Source organism: Saccharopolyspora oryzae, from assembly GCF_027853915.1.
Taxonomy (GTDB): Bacteria; Actinomycetota; Actinomycetes; order Mycobacteriales; family Pseudonocardiaceae; genus Saccharopolyspora; species Saccharopolyspora oryzae.
In genome coordinates, this window is sequence record NZ_JAQGLA010000009.1 from 109,023 (window position 1) to 126,547 (window position 17,525).

Sequence of the window (17,525 nt, forward strand, 5' to 3'; positions counted from 1 at the left end):
GCGGTCGGACGTGTCGTTGCGACGCGGGGCGCGGATGGCCGCGCCCCGCGTCGGGTTTCACCGTTGGAAGAAGCGGCGGTACTGGTCGGCCACCGCGTCCGGTTCGGCCGCCGCGTCCAGGAACATCAGCGAGTCCATCCGGCAGTTGCACGGGTTCCGCTCCGCCGTGTTCTGCGGGAAGCTGCCGCCGATCTTGATCCCCCGCGGGTTCGTCCCCGTCGTTCCCGTCCCGTCGAGCTGCCACGGATCGCCCGGGACGGTGTAGAAGCCCGGGAGCGGCTGGCCGTTGCGGTAGAGGGCGATCTCGCCCGTCGTGTAGTCGAACGTCGCCGCCAGGTGCACCCACTCGCCGGGCGGGAGGAGCTCGCGCCAGTCCTGCTGGGCGGCGAACGTCTGGGAGCTGCCGCCGTCGATGCGGCGGCCCAGCCCCACCAGCCGCAGCTCACCGTCGACCTGGATCAGCTCCAGCAGCGCCCGGACGTCGTGGCCGTCGGAGTTGCCGCTGAGGATCCCGGCGAGACCGACGGCGTTGTACCGATCGCCCGGGTCCGGTGAGCCCGAGTTGGGGCCGGGGTTCTCGCCGGTCATCTTGAACCAGCCCATCACGGTCGCGCCCTCGGTGCCGTTGAACGCGCTGAGCGACGACACCCCGTTGCCGTCCCAGACACCGGCCTTCCAGTCGTCGTTGCCCGCCACTTCGGGGTTGACCTGCTGGGTCTGGAGGGCGTTGTTGCTGCCGGGGAACGCGCCGTCGGCCACCCGCATGTCCTCGCCGCCGCCCAGCAGGCTCAGCAGGGTGCGGGACGAGCCGCGGTCGAGCTCGCGGGAATCGTCGGCGGCGAAGGGGCGCTCGAAGTCGTAGTGGGCGACCAGGTTCCGCTGCACCTGCGGGGTGACCTCCGAGCCGGGGGCCATCCGCGTGCCGACCACCTTCCAGATCTTGCCGTTGGCCTTGGCGAGCAGGTACAGGTCGCGCCGCGAATCGGTGCCGAAGCGCAGGTCCACCCGGCCGTCCCCGGCGAAGTCCGTCATCCGCAGCTGCTTGCCCGCGGTGTCGAACAGCTGCAACTCGTGCAGGGGAGCGCGCTCCGCGCCGCGCTTCATCCGGTTGACGTCGGTGTAGAACACGCGGCCGTCCACCAGGTCGCCGAAGACGTACTTGCCCCGCAGCACCGGGAACTGCGCTCCCCGGTACACCTGGCCGCCGGAGATCGCGTGGCCGCTGTCGGAGTTGCACGGCCAGCCCTGCGGCGGATCGTGGTCGTAGGCGGCGACCGGGTAGACGTAGCCGTACTTCTCGTCGTCGGCGGGCAGCGGGTACAGGTAGCACTGGTTCTCCGGGCGGAAGGTGAAGGCGCCCTCGCGCTCGCTCCACCCGAAGTTGTCCCCGGCGCGGACCTCGTACACCGCTTCGATCGCGTGCTGGCCGATGTGGCCCAGGTACATCGCGTGCTGCCCCTCGGGGTCCCAGCTGAACCGGTGCGGGTCGCGCATGCCGACGGCGTAGATCTCGCCCAGCGCGCCGGGCTTCCCGACGAACGGGTTCGACGCCGGGATGCCGTACTGGCCGTCGGGTCCGTTCGTGCCCGCCGGATCGATCCGCAGGATCTTGCCCGCCGGGGTGGTCATGTCCTGGGGCACGTCGGAGTCCAGGCCGATGCCGCCGTCACCGATCCCCAGGTACAGCAGGCCGTAGTCGGGGTCGCCCGGCTCGGCGGTGGGGTTGAAGTCGATCTGCTGGATCGCGTGGATCTGGGTGCTGAAACCGAAGCGGAAGATCTCCCGCTGGGAGCCGGAGAAGACGTCGGCGGCCGGATCGTCGGCGGTCCACTCGGTCACCACGCTCTGCACGAACGCGTCCGGCTGGTTCGGGTAGGTCGGCTCCTCGGAGTCGATGGCCGCCTCGTCCTCGCTGTGCACCGTGTAGAACTTGCCGTTGCGCGCGAAATCGGGGTGGAAGGCGACGAAGCCGAAGCCGCTGCCCATCCCGCGTCCGGAGAAGAAGTGCTCGAAACGCGCCTTGAAGTCGAGGTACACGTGCTGCTGGCCGCCGTCGAGAAGGTAAAGCGGGCCGTTGAGGTCGGGCACGAACATCCGCCCGGAGCCGTCCGGAACCTCGCCGACGTAGTTGATCCGGTTGTGCCGGATCAACCGGGGGTCGGTCGCCGGTGGTGTCGCCTCGGTCGCGGGTAGCTGCGCGACTTCCTGGAGCACCAAGCCGAGTGGGGACTGCTGCGGCTCTTCCGGGATCGGATCGATGATCGGTTCGTCGGCGGCACCGGCCGCCGGTGGGGCTAACAGGGTCGCTGCGGCCACCACTGCGGTGATCGCGGCGCACCAGGATCTGCGCACGCGCATGGTAGGGCTCCATCCCTCGCCGTTGTGGGTCGGTGGTGCATCGCAGACCGCATCCGGGAAGCGGCGGACTGCGGATCAGGAAGCGGGAGCGCCGATGATGGTGACGTCGCGAACGCGCCCGTAGTTGTCGAACGAGCCGAAACCGACGCGGCCACCGGAGAAGGTCTTGTCGGTCGCGGTCATCAGCGGCTCGTCGGCGCCGTCCACGTGCACCGCGATCTCACCCGTCGCGGCGCGGTAGTCGAGGCGGACGTCGTGCCAGTCGGTGTCGTCGATGGCGGGCGGTGCACCGGTGGTGCCGTCCCACTGGTCGTCGATGCGGACCCGGTCTGCGTCGTCGACGACGAAGATCCCGTTGTGCGGGTAGATCGTGTTGTCCTGCGACAGGTGCGCGTAGTAGAAGCGGGTGGGGGACCGGTAGTTGAAGATCAGCACGACGTCGCGGTCGTTGCGGGTCACCGGTTCGTCGATGCGGACCTCGCCGGTCAGGCTCAGCGAGCCGAACTCCGGTCCTTTTCGGACGATGGCGTACTCGAACGGGCGGCGCGGGCCTTCCGGCGGCACCCCGCGCTCGGTCATGACGATTTGGCCGGCGGTGAACTCCCACTTCTCTGGCGTCAGCGGGGACCAGTCCCGGTCCGTGGCGGCCGGCCGGACCACCACCAAACCCGGTGCGGCGGAGGCGGTCGGGACGGCCGTCGCGCACAGTCCGGCGACCAACCCGGTGAGCACTGTTCTTCGTCTCATGTGGACTCCTGGCGGCTAGAGGTGCGGCTCCACGAACTCGACGTACCGGCGGGTCAGGGTGGCGACGACGTCGGAGCCGGGGGCGGCCCAGACGTCGGCGTTGAAGATCTCGACCTCGACGTCCCCGCGGTACCCGGCGGCGGAGACCGCGCGCGTGAGCGCGGCGAAGTCGATGTGGCCGTCGCCCACCATCCCGCGGCTGAGCAGCGCGTCCGCGGGCAGCGGGGTGATCCAGTCGCAGATCTGGTAGCTGGTGATCCGCGGCCCGGCGCGCGCGATCTGCTCCAGCACGCCCGGCTCCCACCACACGTGGAAGGTGTCGACCACGACGCCGACCACGTCCGGCGGGTGCTGCTCGGCGATGTCCAGGGCCTGGGCGAGGGTCGAGATGACCCCGCGGTCGGCAGCGTAGATCGGGTGCATGGGTTCGATGCCGAGCCGCACGCCGCGTTCGCGGGCGTGCGGGACCAGCGCGGCGACGGCATCGGCCACGCGCTGCCGAGCACCGGTGAGATCGCGGTCGCCTGCGGGCAGCCCGCCGGGCACGAGCACCAGCACGTCGCAGCCGAGGGCTGCGGCCTCGTCGAGGGCGGTGATGTTGTCGCCGATCGGGTTTCCATCGGTGAAGAAACCACCGCGGCACAGCGAGGAAACCCGCAGCCCGGCATCGCGGACCATCCGCGCGGCGACCTCCAATCCGACCTCAGCGACAGGTTCGCGCCAGACCCCGATGGAGCCGAGCCCGGCGGCCACGCAGCCCTCCACCGCTTCGCGCAGCGACCAGCCGGCGGTCGTGCGCTGGTTCAGCGAGAGCCGGGCCAACCGCGGGTCACCGGCCTGCGGAGTCGGCACCCGGGCCGGTGCGCTCGTCGGCACGTCGCGTGCGCTCATGCAACGGCCCCCGCGGCTTCGAGCCACAACCGCATCCGGTGCGCGGCCAACTCCGGATCGACCAGCAGTTGCGCGTCGTTGGCCAGTGAGAAGATCCGCGCCAGGTGCACGATGCTGCGCGCGGACTGCAGCCCGCCGAGCATCGTGAAGCCCGGCTGGTGGCCGTTGAGCCAGGCCAGGAAGGCGATCCCGGTCTTGTAGTAGAAGGTGGGTGCGCTGAACACGTGCCGCGACAGCGGGAGCGTCGCCGCCATCTCCGCGTCGTAGGTCGCGAGATCGCCGTCGTCGAGCGCGGCCAGCGCCGCCGAGGCGGCCGGAGCGATCGCGGCGAACGCGCCGAGCAGCGCGTCCGAGTGGTGGTGCGAGTCGCCGCGGATCAGCTCCGGGTAGTTGAAGTCGTCGCCGGTGTAGAGCCGCACGCCGGCCGGTAGTGCGGCGCGCAGACCGCGTTCGTGCTCGGCCGACAGCAGGGACACCTTCACGCCGTCGACCTTCGCGGCGTGGTCGCGGACGAGGTCGAGGAAGGCCTCGGTCGCGGTGGCCAGGTCGGTCGAGCCCCAGTATCCGGCCAGGTGCGGGTCGAAGACCTCGCCGAGCCAGTGCAGGATCACCGGCTCGGCGACCTGCCCGAGCACCGCGTCGTACACCCGCCGGTAGTCCTCGATACCGCAGGCGATGGCGGCCAGCTGGCGGGAGGCCATCACGATCACCTGCGAGCAGGTCGACTCCACGAAGCCGACCTGCTCCTGGTAGGCCTCGACGACGTCGTCGAGGGTGCTGGCCCCGGCCCGGTGGTCGGTGCCCGCGCCGGAGGCGATCCGGGCGCCGGCGGAGCGGGCCTGCTCGGCGCTGCGGCGGACGAGTTCCTGCACCGCGGGCCAGTCCAGGCCCATGTTGCGCTGCGCGGTGTCCATCGCCTCCGCCACCCCGAGGCCGTGGCGGAACAGCTCCCGGCGGAAGGCCAATGTGGACTCCCAGTCCACTGCCGCGGGCGCCCCCGGCGTGTTGTCGCCGAGCGGGTCGGCGACCACGTGCGCGGCGGCGAACGCGACCCGCGAGCCGTGCGGCTGCGGATGTTCCTCCCACCGCCTGGGTTCGCGCAGCACGACCTCCGCCCAGGTGCCCTGGTCGGTGGGCAGCTCGATCGCGCTCATGCCGCGCCGCCGGTGGGCAGCTCGATGCGGCGGCCCTCCGCCGACGAGGCGAGACCGGCGGCGGCGAGCCGGAGTCCGCGCAGCCCGGCCGCCAGGTCGTAGGGGTGCGGCCTGCCGTGGTGCACGTCCAGCAGGAAGCGTTCCCACTGCGCGCGGAAACCGTTGTGGAACTCCGCGTTGTCGGGGATCTCGTCCCACTGGCCGCGGAAGTCCTCGGTGGTGGGCAGGTCCGGGTTCCACGACGGCCGCGGGGTGCGCACCCGCGGCTGGATGCGGCAGCCGAACAGGCCCGCGACCGCCGAGCCGTGCGTGCCGTCGACCTGGAACTCCAGCAGTTCCTTGCGCTCCACCCGCACCGCCCACGACGAGTTGATCTGCGCGATGACCCCGTCGTCGAGCTCGAAGATCGCGTACGCCGCGTCGTCGGCGGTGGCGTCGTAGCGCTGCCCGTCCTCGTCCCAGCGCTGCGGGATGTGCGTGACCGCCTTCGCGGTGACCGCGCGGACCTGGCCGAAGATGTTCTCCAGCACGTAGTTCCAGTGGCAGAACATGTCCAGCACCACGCCGCCGCCGTCCTCGGACCGGTAGTTCCAGCTCGGCCGCTGCGCGGGCAGCAGGTCGCCCTCGAACACCCAGTAGCCGAATTCCCCGCGCACGGACAGGATCCGGCCGAAGAAGCCCGCGTCCACCAGCCGTTTGAGCTTCTGCAAGCCGGGCAGGAAGAGCTTGTCGTGCACGACGCCGTTGACGACCCCGGCGTCTTCGGCCGCTTTCACCAGTTCCTCGCCTTCGGCCACGGTCTCGGCCACGGGCTTCTCGGTGTAGACGTGCTTGCCCGCGGCCACGGCCTTCAGCACCGCCTTGCGGCGCTCGCTGGTGACCTGGGTGTCGAAGTAGATCTGCGCGGTGTCCTCGGCCAGCAGCGCGTCGAGATCGGTGCTCCACTCGGCGATGTCGTGGTCAGCGGCGATGCGGGCCAGCTTCTCGGCGTTGCGGCCGACCAGGACCGGCTCGACCTGGATGCGGCCGCCGTCGGCGAGCGGCACGCCGCCGTCGTCGCGGATCGCCAGCACCGAGCGCAGCAGGTGCTGGCGGTAGCCCATCCGGCCGGTGACGCCGTTCATCAGGATGCGGTAGGTGCGATCGGTCATGGTCGCGGGCCCCCTGTCTTCGACGATGCGGTGCTGGCGCGTCGGCTGCCGAGGTAGAGCTCGCCGAGCTGCGGGTCGGCGAGCAGGTCGGGCGCCGGGCCGGAGATGTGCACCCGGCCGAGGTCGAGCACGCAGCCCAGGTCGGCGACCTCCAGCGCGCGGCGGGCGTTCTGCTCCACCAGCAGCACCGCCGTCCCCGCGTCGCGCATCCGCGCCACCTGGGCGAACACGGTCTCGGTCGCCTTGGGGTCCAGGCCCATCGACGGCTCGTCGAGCAGCACGACCTTCGGGCTGACCATCAGGGACCGGGCGAACTCCACCTGCTTCTGCTGCCCGCCGGAAAGCGCCCCGGCCAGCGCGTCCCACCGCTCGGCCACGACCGGGAACAGCTCCTTGACGAAGGCCGCGCGGTCGGCGATCTCGGACCTGTCCCGCAGCGCGTACGCGCCGAGCAGCACGTTCTCCGCGACCGTCATCTCCTTGAACACGCTGTGGCCCTGGAGCACGTGGGACAGACCGGCTTCGAGCATCTGCTGCGGTCGGCGGTTCGTGACGTCCTTGCCGCACACCAGGATCCGGCCGGCCCGCGGTGCGAGCATGCCGCTGGCGACCTTGAGCACCGTGGACTTCCCGGCGCCGTTCGGTCCCACTAGGCAGACCACGCTGGCCGGTGGCACCCGCACCGTCAGCCCGCGCAGCACCAGCGCTGCGCGCCCGTAGCCGGCCTCGACGTCGACGAGCTCGAGCAGGTGCTCGCTCGAACCCCGCTGCTCAGATCCCAAGGTATGCCTCCAGGACTCGCGGGTCGTTGCGGACCTCGTCGGGCGTGCCCGCGGCGATCGGCCGCCCGCGGTCGAAGACGACCACGTGGTCGGACAGGCTCATCACCAGGTCCATGTTGTGCTCCACGATCAGGAAGGTCCGGCCCTCGGCGTTGAGCGCGCGCACCAGCTCCCCGATCCGCTCGATCAGCGCCGGGTTCACCCCGCCCGCGGGCTCGTCGAGCAGGACCGTCTCGGGATCGGCCATCAGCACCCCGGCGAGTTCGAGCAGCTTCTGCTGGCCGTAGGACAGGTCGCGGGCCTGGACGTCGGCCAGGTGCTCGATGCCCACGCGGGTGAGCAGTTCGCGCGCCCGGTCCAGGTCGGTGCGCTGGCGCGCGGAGACCAGCTGGCCGAGCAGGGTTCGGGAGCGGACCGGGACCAGCAGGTTCTCCAGCGCCGTCATCCGGGGGAAGATCCGGCACAGCTGGAAGCTGCGGCCGATGCCGGCGCGGGCGATCCGGTGCGGCGGGCGGCCGGTGATGTTGCGCCCGCGGTAGCTCGCGGTGCCGGAATCGGGCTTGATCATCCCGGTGACGCAGTTGAAGAACGTGGTCTTGCCCGATCCGTTGGGGCCGATCAGCGCGTTGACCTTGCCGTGCTGGAAGGCGACGGTGGCCCCGTCGACGGCGCGCACCCCGCCGAAGGACTTGGTCAGTCCGGTGGTTTCCAGTCCCGTGCTCACAGGCGCGCCTCCTCGACGGTCCCGGTCCGGCGCTGCTCGGCGAGCTCGGCCTGGCTGACTTCCCGGATCGACGCCGTTCGCGGGCGGAACCGGTGCAGCAGGTCGCGCAGCGCCGGGATGATCCCGTCGGGCATGAACAGCACGACCGCGGCGAGCAGCACGCCCAAGGCGACCAGGTGCAGCTGGGTGTCGCCGTACTGGGCCTTGAAGTACTCCACGGCGTAGCCGACGATCACCGCGCCGAGCACCGGCCCGAACAGGCTGCGCACGCCGCCGAGCAGGCTCATCAGCACCAGGTAGGAACCGGTCAGCACGGAGAACTGGAAGATCGGGTCCAGGAACCCGAACCACAGCGCGTAGAGCCCGCCGCCCAACGCGGTGAACAACGCCGAGACCACGAACGCGACGAGCTTGTAGGCGAAGGTCGGCACCCCGAGCGCTTCGGCCTTGTCCTCGTCCTCCCGGATCGCCTTCAACCCGGAGCCGAACCGGGAGCGGTCGATCACCCACCAGCACAGCAGGGCGACGGCCAGCAGCGCGGCGTGCAGGTAGAAGAACCGCTCGTGCTGCTCGGGGCGGAGCACGTCCGGGCCGAACGGGCGCGGCACGCGCAAACCGTTGGAACCACCGGTGAGATCTCCCCAGCTCTGGAAGACCAGCAGCGTGATCAGCACCAGCGCGATCGAGACGATGACGAACGACGCACCGCGCACCCGGAGGCTCGCGACACCGATCGGCACCGCGAGCACGGCGACGACCACGGCGCCGAGGACCAGCGCGAGCCACGGGTTCAGGTCCGCGTGCACGACCAGCAGCGCGGTGGCGTAGCCGCCGAGCCCGGAGTACGCCGCGTGGCCCAGCGAGATGTAGCCGGTGAAGCCGCCCACGAAGTTCCACGACGTGGCCAGCACGGCGTAGCTTATGATCACCACGCCGACCGACAGGATGAACGGATCCGGTGCCAGCGCGGGGAAGGCGAGCACCAGCGCGGCCAGCAGGAGTAGGCCGACGAGCTTCGCGGCGCGGGCGGGGTCAGAAACGCTGCGCAAGGCGGCCTCCGAAGAATCCCTGGGGGTGCAGCAGCAGGGTGGCGAACAGCGCGATGTAGAAAACCGTTTGCGCCCAAGTGGTTCCGAGCGGCAGCTGGAGCAGGCTCTGGCCGAGCCCCAGCACCACGGCGGCGATCGCCGCACCGGGGACGCTGCCCAGCCCGCCCACCACGATGATCGCCATCAGCGGTCCGATCCAGTGCCAGTGCAGCGACGGGTAGATCGTGGAGTCCAGGGCCAGCGCGGTTCCGCCGATCGCCGCGGTGGCCAGGCCCAACCCGAACCCGTAGCCGGCGATCCGGCCGGTGTTGATGCCGACCAGCTGCGCGGCCTCCCGGTGCTGGATCGTCGCGCGCAGCGCCTGGCCGAACCGGGTCTTCTTCAGCAGCACGGAGAGCCCGGCCAGCGACACCGCGGCGAGGCCGAACGCGATCAGCTTCACCACCGGGATGCTGGCCCCGAAGAACTGGATGTCCGCGCCGGAGTAGGGCAGCTGGATGCGCCGGTGGGTACCGCTGAAGAGAAGCCCGAGCGCGCCCTCGATCACCAGCGCGATGGCGAACGTCAGCAGCACCGACATCATGGTCAGCGTCGCCGGGCGCAGCCGCGAGATCAGCAACCGCTGCATGGCCACGCCGACCGCGAAGAACAGCGGGACGGTCACCACCAGCGACAGCAGCGGGTCCAATCCGGTCTGGAGGTTGAAGAACCAGGCCAGGTACGCCGCCAGGATCAGGAAGGCGGAGTGCGCCAGCATCACCACGCGCATCACGCCGAAGTACAGCGTCAGGCCCGCGGCGAGCAGGGCGTAGAGCCCGCCGAGCAGCACACCGAGCACCAGGCTCTGCAGCAGAAGCGATCCGGTCATCTCGGCATCACCACGCCGGCTTGGGGTGGACCAGGTCGGCTTCCTTGGTCTCCGCCGGGAGCACGATGCGGATCCGGCCGCCGACGTACTGCTGGATCAGGTGCGCGCCGCGCGGTTTCCCGGTGGCGTCCCAGCTGAGCTTGCCGACCACGGTGTCCACCTCGTTCCGGTGCAGCCAGTCGATGAGCCTGCGCTGGCAGTCGGGGTCCGGATCGGCGCAGCCGACGGCTTGCACGGCGGCTGCCACGACCTGCCCGGTGGTCCACGCGTTGGCCTCGTCCTCGCTGGGCGGGGAGTTGAACATCTTCGTGTAGTGCTCGACGAATTCCTTGTTGGACGGGAAGTTCGCGTCCGGCGTGTAGCCGGTGGGGGAGAGGATTCCCTCGGTCTGCTCGCCGATGGCCTTGGCGAACTCCGGGTTGGTCGGCGCGGTGGAGAAGGCCGCCATCGACGGCTGGTAGCCGAGTTGGCGCAGCGCCAGGATGAGGTTGACCGCGTCCTGGTACTGCGTCCCGCCGACGACGAGGTCGGCCCGCGAATCGGCGATCTTGGCCGCGATGGAACCGAAATCCGTGGTGTTGGGCGGGTAGACCTCGTCGACCACCGTGCGGATCCCGGCCGCTTCGAGCTTGCCCTTCAACCCGTAGGCGGTGCCCTGGGCGAACGGGTCGTCCATCGCGGCGTACGCGGCGGTTTTCGGGCGCTGGTCGGCGGGCATCGCCAGGACGGCCTCGGCCAGGTGGTTGTAGTGGTCCTCGGCGACCGCTGGCGCGGCGTAGAAGAGGTTGTCGAAGCCCTGGTCGAACACTTCCTCGGCGGCGCCTGCCGGTTCGACGAACAGGAAGCCGTAGTCCTTGGCGACCTGCGCGGCCGGGACCACCAGGCGGGTGGAGAACGGTCCGAAGACCAGGTCGGCGCCGTCCTGGTTGATCAGCTTCTCGTAGTCGGCCGCGACGCGGTCGGCGTTGGACTGGTCGTCGAGGACGGTCAGCTCGACCTTGCGGCCCAGCAACCCGCCGCGGGCGTTGACGTAGTCGGCCCACGCTTCGTAGCCGCGGCGGACGCCCTTGCCGGGTTCGGAGAAGTCGCCGGTGAGGGGCAGGGAGATGCCGATCTGGATGCTGTCGTCGTTGCCTCCGGCGCCCGAGCTGAGGCAGCCGGTCAGCGCGAGGCTCGCGCTGGTCACGAGTACACCTAGTCGAAGACGTTGTGAAATTTTCATGGTCCACCCGTCGTTGGGGGCATCCGCAAGCGCTTACGTAAGCGCTTACGGCAGAATAGGAACCATCGGGCGAAGTGGCAAGGGTCACGGATCATGGTTCGCGGTCCGCGGGGCGGACCGGAGCGGAAGGGGGCACGGATGCCGCAGCAACGCGCGAGGCTCAGGCTCATCGACGTCGCCGAGCGGGCAGGGGTGTCGATCGCGGCGGCGTCGCGGGCGTTGTCCGGGTCAGCGGGCGTCAGCGACGCCATCGCCGAGCGGGTGCGCGAAGTCGCCGCGCAGATGGGCTACGTCGCCAACGTGCACGCCCGCACGCTGGCCGGTGGCGCGAGCACCAGCGTCGGACTGCTCGTGCACGAGATCGGCGACCCCTACTTCACCGAGATCGCCAGCGGAGTGCTGCGCGTCGGTGCGCAGCAGGGCCTGACCGTGCAGATCTGCCACACCGGGCGCGACCCGGAGAACGAGCTCGTCCAGGTCCGCACGCTGATCGCCAACCGGGTCCGGGCGATCATCATCGCCGGTTCGGGTTTCGTGGACGCGCGGAAGCAGGCGCCGGTGAAGCAGGACCTCCAGGCCTTCCAGGAGACCGGCGGCCGCGTCGCGGTGATCGGACGCCACCACCTCGGCACCGACGCGGTCCTGCCGGACAACACCGCGGGCGGCCGGTCGATCACCGAGCACGTGCTGTCCCTGGGGCACCGGCGGATCGCTTTCGTCTCCGGCCCCCGGACGCTGACCACAGTGGCCGATCGCCTCGCGGGCGCCGCGCAGGCACTGGAAGCGGCCGGACTGTCGATTGAGGACGTTCCCGTCGTCGAGGAAGCGTTCACCCGCGACGGCGGCACGACGGGCATGCGGCGCGTCCTCGACGAGCACCCCGACGTGACCGCGGTGATCGCGCTCAACGACGACATGGCGATCGGCGTCCTCGCGGCCCTGCGAGCGCGCGGAAAGGCTGTGCCGGAGGACATCTCGGTGGCGGGCTTCGACGACGTGGCAGTCGCGGAGCACCTGTCGCCTGCGCTGACGACGGTCCGGTTGCCGATGGCGGAAATGGGGGAGCAGGCGTTGCGCCTCGCCTTGAAGGACCCGTCGGCCCGCCCCCGCCGCCGCACCACGGCGCACTCCCTGGTGGTGCGCGAGTCCACCGCCCCACCCCCGCGCCGCAAGCGGTGACTCCCGCCGGGGCTGTGCCGGTTGCGGCGAGCAACCAACGGCTGCTGGACGAGCACGGCTCGACGGAGTACTACGGCCCGAAGCCGGTCGCGGGCCGACATCGCGCGCTCTGAGTCGGAAGCCTCTGTTCGGATGTTCGAACAGCGGCATGCTTGTGGTTGGGCGCGGCCGCAGCGCTCCCCAAGATCGGAGCTGCTGGCAACGTGGCCGCACGGGGAGATGAGCAGTCGATGAGCGAGGTCGTTGGCCGGTGGTGCGCGGGGCGCGGTCACTGGCACGAGGACGGCTGCTTCGAGATCGTCTTGGAGCACGCCGCGGGCAAGTGGCTGGTCACCTACCTCACCCACGGCGAACAGCACGCGCGCATCGGTTTCGACACGGAGGAAGAAGCGCACGGGGACATTCGGTGGCTGATGTCCATCCTTCCCCCGGACGTTGCTCCGTGGGAGCGCGTGGCTGATGAGTAGTTGTCACGTACCGGCTCGCGGGGCGGGAAGTGCTCCCCGGCGATTCCGGCGAGGTGGGGGTCGTCGGCGACTCCAGGCCTGAGCTCGACGGGCCGACCCGGGTGCTGTTCGACGGCTGGTTGTGGTCGTGGTCCGGCTGCGGCGGTGCGAAAATCAGGGCGGGGAGTCGGACGCATCGGGGCGAGATGGTCGAGGAACGTGATGCCGAGTTCGTGACCCGGGGTGGGCACGGCGGGATCGCGCGGCTGCAGTCGAAGGCTGAGGCGCGCCTCGGGCTGCTGGCCGCGGGCTTGCAGGAGTACGCGATCTTCGCGCTCGACGTGGCCGGCCGGGTGGAGGGCTGGGGCGACGGCGCAGAACGCATCATGGGCTATCGCAGTGCCGAGATCATCGGGAGGCACTTCTCGGTGCTCTCCCCGGCGCAACCGGGTGCTGCCGACAACGCGGAGTGGCAGCTGGCCCAGGCCGCCGAGTTCGGCAGCCACGTGGACGAGGGCTGGCTCCTGCGCCGGGATGGCACCCGCTTCTGGGCCCACGTGGTGACCATCGCGCAGCGGTCGGTCGAGGGTGGCGTGCGGGGCTTCGTCCAGGTCACCCGTGATGAGACCGAAGCCGGTGCCCGGCAGCAGCGGTCCAGCCGGCGGTTCACCGACCTGTTCGACCTGACCCCGGCCGGTATCGCCCTGTTCGACGCGTCCGAGCGCGTGCTGGATGCCAACGAGGCGCTGTGCGGCCTGCTGGGCTACCGGCTCGCGGATCTGAACAACATGCCCGCCGCGGGCCTGCTGCACCGGGACGACCGGGGCGCAAGCCTGTTCGTGGACGCCGCGGCACTGGATGCACCGCTGAACCAGTCGCGGGTGCACCAGCGGGTGCTGGTGCGTTCGGATGGCCGGCCCGTGCACTGCGACGTGCACAGCGCGGCATCGGTGGCGGACGACGGGAGCAAGTTCTGGCTGGTGGTGTTCCAGGACATCACCGAGCGGCTGCGGCAGACCGAGGCGTTGCGCTACCAGGCCACCCACGACGATCTGACCGGCTTGCTCAACCGCACGGGCCTCAACGAGCTGCTCGACAGCTTGCTGCACCGGGGGGCAGAACAGGTCGCCGTGCTGTTCTGCGACATCGACAACTTCAAGCGCGTCAACGACGCACTGGGCCACGAGGCCGGCGACGAACTGCTCACGGCGTTGGCGCGGCGACTCGTGGACGGACTGCCGTCCGGCTGCACGCCGGCCAGGCTTTCCGGCGACAAGTACTTGATCATCTGCTCGGACGTCGACGCCGTGGGGGGCCTGGAGGCCTTCACGATCTGGGTGGCGGAGCTGCTGCGCACGAGCGTGCCCGTGCGCGGGTACCCCGTCGCCGTATCGGCCTCGATCGGGGCCGCGACGCTCGACCGGGACACCGTCGGCGCGGATCTGCTGCGCTACGCCAACGCGGCGATGTTCCACGCGAAGAGCCGGGGGCCCGGGCGGGTGTCGTTGGCCACCCCCACCATGATCGCCGTGGTGGAGGAGCAACTGGGCCTCGAAGAGCAACTGCGCTCAGCGATGGAGGCCGACTCCCTCGTCCTGCACTACCAGCCGGTCATGGCCGGCGATCGTTCCGTCGTGATGGCCGAGGCGTTGGTGCGCTGGCCGCATCCCGACCGCGGCCTGCTCTCACCGGAGGTGATCCTGCGCGTGGCGGAGCAAGGCAACCTGCTGCGCCGACTGGACCGGTGGGTGCTGCGCACCGCCTTGCGCGAGGCAGCCGACTGGCCCATCCACAATGGACGCCCGGTGGCCGTCGCCGTCAACCTGGTCGATCTGCTGCCGCACGACCCGGAATTCGCCGACGAGATCATCGAGATCATCACCGAGAGCGGCATAGACTCGCACCGCGTGGTGCTGGAAATCGTGGAAACGTCCTTGATCGACCTGCCCGCGCGCCCCCGCGATGCGATGGTCGAGCTCGCCGAACGCGGCGTGCGCTTCGCCCTGGACGACTTCGGCACCGGCTACTCCTCGCTGGCCCGCCTCAAAGACCTCCCCACGCAGATCATCAAACTGGACCGCCAATTCGTCTCCGGTGTGGAGACCGACCCGGCCGACGTCGCCATCGCCAAGGCGATGACCGGCATGGGGCACGCGATGGGACGCAGCTGCGTCGCCGAAGGTGTCGAGAACGTCGGCCAGTTCCAGGTCCTCAGCGATCTCGGAATCGACTTCTACCAAGGTTGGCTGTTCTCCCGCCCGCTCCCGGCCGACCAGCTCCGCGCCTTCCTCGAAGAACCACCCACCCGGGAACCGGAGTAGGACTCCGCCGGTCCGCGATCGCCGGTGCGCCCCCGCACCCCGACCGGGCGTCGGAACGCCACGTGGCGCCGCTCCTGACCAGGGGCGGCGCCACGTGCTCGCGGACGGATCAGGCGCGGTCGGCGAGGGCAGGGTAGTCGATGTAGCCGGCTTCGCCGCCACCGTAGAAGGTGGCGTGGTCGCCTTCGGCCAGCTCCGCCCCGGTGCGGAAGCGCTCCGGCAGGTCGGGGTTGGAGATGAAGGGGCGGCCGAAGGCGACCAGGTCGGCGTTGCCGGAGGCCAGGATCTCCTCCGCGCTGTCCCGGTCGAAGTCGCCGTTGGTGATGATGGTGCCCGAGTACGCCGAGCGGGCCAGCGCCGTCGGTCCGCCGACGTGGATGAGCCCCTGCGGCGGCGTCGTCTGGGACGTCTCGACGACGTGCAGGTAGGCCAGCCCGTACTCGTCGAGCGCCTTGATCGCGTGGTGGAACGTCTCGGCCGGGTCGTCGTCGTGCATGTCGCCGAAGGTGCCGCCGGGGGACAGGCGCACGCCGACGTGCTCGGCGTCCCACGCCTCGATGACCGCTTCGGTGATCTCCCGCAGCAGGCGAACCCGGTTGGTCACCGATCCGCCGTAGGCGTCGGTGCGCTTGTTGGTCCCGGTCTGCAGGAACTGGTCGATCAGGTAGCCGTTCGCGCCGTGGATCTCGACGCCGTCGAAACCGGCCGCGCGGGCTTGCCGCGCCGCGTGGCGGAATTCCTCGACGATGCCGGGGATCTCGTCGGTCTCCAGCGCCCGCGGGGTCGGGATCGGCTGCGGCCCGTCGGGGGTGAAGATGTCCAGGTCCGGCGCGATGGCGGACGGCGCGACCGGGGTCTGCCCGTGGACCGAGGGGTGGCCGGAGCGTCCCACGTGCCACAGCTGCGCGAAGATGCGCCCACCGGCTTCGTGGACTGCGTCGGTGACCAGGCGCCAGCCGTCCCGCTGCTCGTCGGTGTAGATGCCGGGCGTGTACGGGTAGCCCGCGCCGAGCTCGCTGACCTGGGTGGCCTCGCCGATGATCAGCCCGGCGCTCGCGCGCTGCGCGTAGTAGCGCGCGTTCAGCTCGGTGGCCACGGTCTCGAAGGACCGGGCGCGGGTCATCGGGGCCATCAGAACGCGGTTGGCCAGCGTGGTGGGGCCGAGCTGGTACTGCTCGAACAGGCGCATGTAGTGCCTTTCCTCTTCGGGGCATGTCGACTGCGTGCCGCCGCACGTGCGGCATCGACCGGGGACGTTGTTTCGGATTCAGCCGGGCGGACGTGATCCTCCACCAGTCGACGAACGGGAACGGGGGAGAATTCCCGAGCCCTGACCGAAGCGAAGCTGGTCGGCGCCCTGCCCTGCGAAAACTTCGTCCAGCGGTGACTTTTCCCACGAGGAGCGCCGGGCCGCTTCACCGGCCCGCTTCCTCGTGGAGGGCGAGGAAGGCGCGCAGCGGCGCGGCGGGCGCAGGGGTGCGGCGCCACGCGAGGGCCTTCTCGTACGGGATGGCCGGGGACAAGGCGACCGCGGTCACGCTGTCGCCGACCACCTCGGCGGCGGGGGTGAGGGCGATCCCGGCACCGGCCGCGGCGAGCGCGATCTGAAGTGCGACGTCGTTCGCGGTGTAGGCGGGGCGGAAGGCGGCACCGGCGGTGTCGAAGGCCTCCTCCAGGTGGGGGCGCAATCCGCTGTCGGAGCCGTAGCCGATCAGCGGGGTGTCGGCCAGGGCGGCCAAGGAGATCCTGCCCGCCTCCACGGCGGGATGGTCGTGGGGGACGACGGCCACGATCTCGTCCCGCAGGAGGGTCCGGAACTCGAGGTCGTCCGGCGACTGCCGGGGACGGGCTACGACGGCGGCGTCCAGGGCGCCGGTGCGGACTTGGGACAGCAGCGGGCCGCTCGTGCCGCTGACGAGGCGGACCGATACGCCGGGGTAGCGGCGGTGGAACGCGCCGAGCACGTCCGGCAGCGCGGTGATGTGGGCGCCGTCGACGGTGCCGACTCCGAGGTCTCCGGTGAGCAGGCCGGAACGAGCGGCGAACTCGGCTTGAGCCGCCGCTACCGCGGACAGCGCTGCGCGGGCGTGCGGCAGCAGCGCCTCTCCTGCCGGGGACAGCCGCACCGAGCGGGGCTCGCGGTAGAACAGCGCCTCGCCGAGCTCGCGTTCCAAGCCGCGGATCTGCTGGCTGATCGCCGGTTGCGCGACGTGGCAGCGAGCGGCGGCGCGGGTGAAGGACGCCTCCTCGGCGACCCCGCCGACGACCCGGTGTACCCCGACGCGGACGCCCGGGAGTTCTTCCTGGGCAGCGCGGCGCTCGGACCGGCATGGCGCAACGAGGTCACCGTCCGCACCGGGGAGTGGAGCAGGGTGTACGACGCCAGCGCGTACGTCGAGCTGGTCAGCCCCCGGCCGCTGCTCATGGTCGTCGCTGCGGACGACACCCTGTCCGGCACGGATCTCCAGTTGGCGGCTTACGAGCGGGCACTGGAACCCAAGTGGTTGCGCATCCTGCCCGGCGGACATTTCGCCCCCTACGTCGAGCAGTTTGAAGCATCGTCGTCGGAAGCGGCCGAGTTCCTCGCCCAACACCTGTGACGGTCCGTCGCCGTTCGTGCGGACGAGGACGAT

16 protein-coding genes are annotated in these 17,525 nt (G+C 70.7%); 4 read left to right on the plus strand and 12 right to left on the minus strand.

The window, feature by feature from the left end; translation table 11 throughout:
* Window positions 1–57: 57 nt before the first annotated feature.
* From OU415_RS08970 to OU415_RS09015, 10 genes are all read right to left on the minus strand, one after another.
* A complete protein-coding gene (locus OU415_RS08970; protein WP_270948143.1) occupies window positions 58–2,358 on the minus strand; it encodes a PQQ-dependent sugar dehydrogenase in 2,301 nt (766 codons plus the stop codon).
* 75 nt (window positions 2,359–2,433) lie between these two features.
* The gene (locus OU415_RS08975) at window positions 2,434–3,105 is read right to left on the minus strand and encodes a hypothetical protein (RefSeq protein ID WP_270948144.1); all 672 of its coding nucleotides are present in this window, start codon (window positions 3,103–3,105) and stop codon (window positions 2,434–2,436) included.
* A gap of 15 nt (window positions 3,106–3,120) precedes the next feature.
* On the minus strand, window positions 3,121–3,996 hold the full coding sequence (locus tag OU415_RS08980; protein ID WP_270948145.1) for a sugar phosphate isomerase/epimerase family protein: 876 nt from the start codon (window positions 3,994–3,996) through the stop codon (window positions 3,121–3,123).
* Window positions 3,993–5,150, minus strand: coding sequence for a dihydrodipicolinate synthase family protein (locus OU415_RS08985; protein WP_270948146.1), 1,158 nt, complete (start codon window positions 5,148–5,150; stop codon window positions 3,993–3,995). The genes OU415_RS08980 and OU415_RS08985 overlap by 4 nt, the downstream gene beginning before the upstream one ends.
* The gene (locus OU415_RS08990; protein ID WP_270948147.1) at window positions 5,147–6,301 is read right to left on the minus strand and encodes a Gfo/Idh/MocA family protein; all 1,155 of its coding nucleotides are present in this window, start codon (window positions 6,299–6,301) and stop codon (window positions 5,147–5,149) included. Before OU415_RS08990 ends, OU415_RS08985 begins: the two co-directional genes overlap by 4 nt.
* A complete protein-coding gene (locus tag OU415_RS08995) occupies window positions 6,298–7,083 on the minus strand; it encodes an ABC transporter ATP-binding protein (RefSeq protein ID WP_270948148.1) in 786 nt (261 codons plus the stop codon). The genes OU415_RS08990 and OU415_RS08995 overlap by 4 nt, the downstream gene beginning before the upstream one ends.
* A complete protein-coding gene (locus OU415_RS09000) occupies window positions 7,073–7,807 on the minus strand; it encodes an ABC transporter ATP-binding protein (protein ID WP_270948149.1) in 735 nt (244 codons plus the stop codon). The genes OU415_RS08995 and OU415_RS09000 overlap by 11 nt, the downstream gene beginning before the upstream one ends.
* Entirely contained in the window at window positions 7,804–8,856 is a 1,053-nt protein-coding gene (locus OU415_RS09005) for a branched-chain amino acid ABC transporter permease (RefSeq protein ID WP_270948150.1), read from the minus strand. The genes OU415_RS09000 and OU415_RS09005 overlap by 4 nt, the downstream gene beginning before the upstream one ends.
* Entirely contained in the window at window positions 8,840–9,724 is an 885-nt protein-coding gene (locus tag OU415_RS09010; RefSeq protein WP_270948151.1) for a branched-chain amino acid ABC transporter permease, read from the minus strand. Before OU415_RS09010 ends, OU415_RS09005 begins: the two co-directional genes overlap by 17 nt.
* A 7-nt stretch (window positions 9,725–9,731) precedes the next feature.
* Window positions 9,732–10,910, minus strand: coding sequence for an amino acid ABC transporter substrate-binding protein (locus tag OU415_RS09015; protein WP_270948152.1), 1,179 nt, complete (start codon window positions 10,908–10,910; stop codon window positions 9,732–9,734).
* A gap of 174 nt (window positions 10,911–11,084) precedes the next feature.
* Between OU415_RS09015 and OU415_RS09020 the strand changes: the two genes are divergently transcribed.
* The 3 genes from OU415_RS09020 (at window position 11,085) to OU415_RS09030 (ending at window position 14,892) form a co-directional block, all read left to right on the plus strand.
* Window positions 11,085–12,125, plus strand: coding sequence for a LacI family DNA-binding transcriptional regulator (locus tag OU415_RS09020; RefSeq protein WP_270948153.1), 1,041 nt, complete (start codon window positions 11,085–11,087; stop codon window positions 12,123–12,125).
* A 230-nt stretch (window positions 12,126–12,355) separates the two neighbouring features.
* Window positions 12,356–12,592 (plus strand): hypothetical protein, encoded by a 237-nt coding sequence (locus OU415_RS09025; RefSeq protein ID WP_270948154.1) that lies wholly within the window; start codon window positions 12,356–12,358, stop codon window positions 12,590–12,592.
* Between the two features lie 185 nt (window positions 12,593–12,777).
* Complete coding sequence (locus OU415_RS09030) at window positions 12,778–14,892, plus strand: putative bifunctional diguanylate cyclase/phosphodiesterase (protein ID WP_270948155.1); 2,115 nt, start codon at window positions 12,778–12,780, stop codon at window positions 14,890–14,892.
* 109 nt (window positions 14,893–15,001) lie between these two features.
* On the opposite strand, the gene OU415_RS09035 is transcribed toward OU415_RS09030, so the two are convergent.
* On the minus strand, window positions 15,002–16,081 hold the full coding sequence (locus OU415_RS09035) for an alkene reductase (RefSeq protein WP_270948156.1): 1,080 nt from the start codon (window positions 16,079–16,081) through the stop codon (window positions 15,002–15,004).
* A 226-nt stretch (window positions 16,082–16,307) separates the two neighbouring features.
* Window positions 16,308–17,087 carry a LysR family transcriptional regulator gene (locus tag OU415_RS09040; protein ID WP_270948193.1) on the minus strand — a complete coding sequence of 260 codons (780 nt, stop codon included), beginning with the start codon at window positions 17,085–17,087 and terminating at the stop codon, window positions 16,308–16,310.
* A 6-nt stretch (window positions 17,088–17,093) separates the two neighbouring features.
* Between OU415_RS09040 and OU415_RS09045 the strand changes: the two genes are divergently transcribed.
* The gene (locus OU415_RS09045; RefSeq protein ID WP_270948197.1) at window positions 17,094–17,492 is read left to right on the plus strand and encodes an alpha/beta hydrolase family protein; all 399 of its coding nucleotides are present in this window, start codon (window positions 17,094–17,096) and stop codon (window positions 17,490–17,492) included.
* Window positions 17,493–17,525: the final 33 nt, after the last annotated feature.

Coding starts and splice junctions, on each gene's coding strand:
- OU415_RS08970 (WP_270948143.1), bottom strand. CDS start 2,358: ATGCGCGTGCGCAGATCCTGGTGCGCCGCGATCACCGCAGTGGTGGCC.
- OU415_RS08975 (WP_270948144.1), bottom strand. CDS start 3,105: ATGAGACGAAGAACAGTGCTCACCGGGTTGGTCGCCGGACTGTGCGCG.
- OU415_RS08980 (WP_270948145.1), bottom strand. CDS start 3,996: ATGAGCGCACGCGACGTGCCGACGAGCGCACCGGCCCGGGTGCCGACT.
- OU415_RS08985 (WP_270948146.1), bottom strand. CDS start 5,150: ATGAGCGCGATCGAGCTGCCCACCGACCAGGGCACCTGGGCGGAGGTC.
- OU415_RS08990 (WP_270948147.1), bottom strand. CDS start 6,301: ATGACCGATCGCACCTACCGCATCCTGATGAACGGCGTCACCGGCCGG.
- OU415_RS09010 (WP_270948151.1), bottom strand. CDS start 9,724: ATGACCGGATCGCTTCTGCTGCAGAGCCTGGTGCTCGGTGTGCTGCTC.
- OU415_RS09020 (WP_270948153.1), top strand. CDS start 11,085: ATGCCGCAGCAACGCGCGAGGCTCAGGCTCATCGACGTCGCCGAGCGG.
- OU415_RS09025 (WP_270948154.1), top strand. CDS start 12,356: ATGAGCGAGGTCGTTGGCCGGTGGTGCGCGGGGCGCGGTCACTGGCAC.
- OU415_RS09030 (WP_270948155.1), top strand. CDS start 12,778: ATGGTCGAGGAACGTGATGCCGAGTTCGTGACCCGGGGTGGGCACGGC.
- OU415_RS09035 (WP_270948156.1), bottom strand. CDS start 16,081: ATGCGCCTGTTCGAGCAGTACCAGCTCGGCCCCACCACGCTGGCCAAC.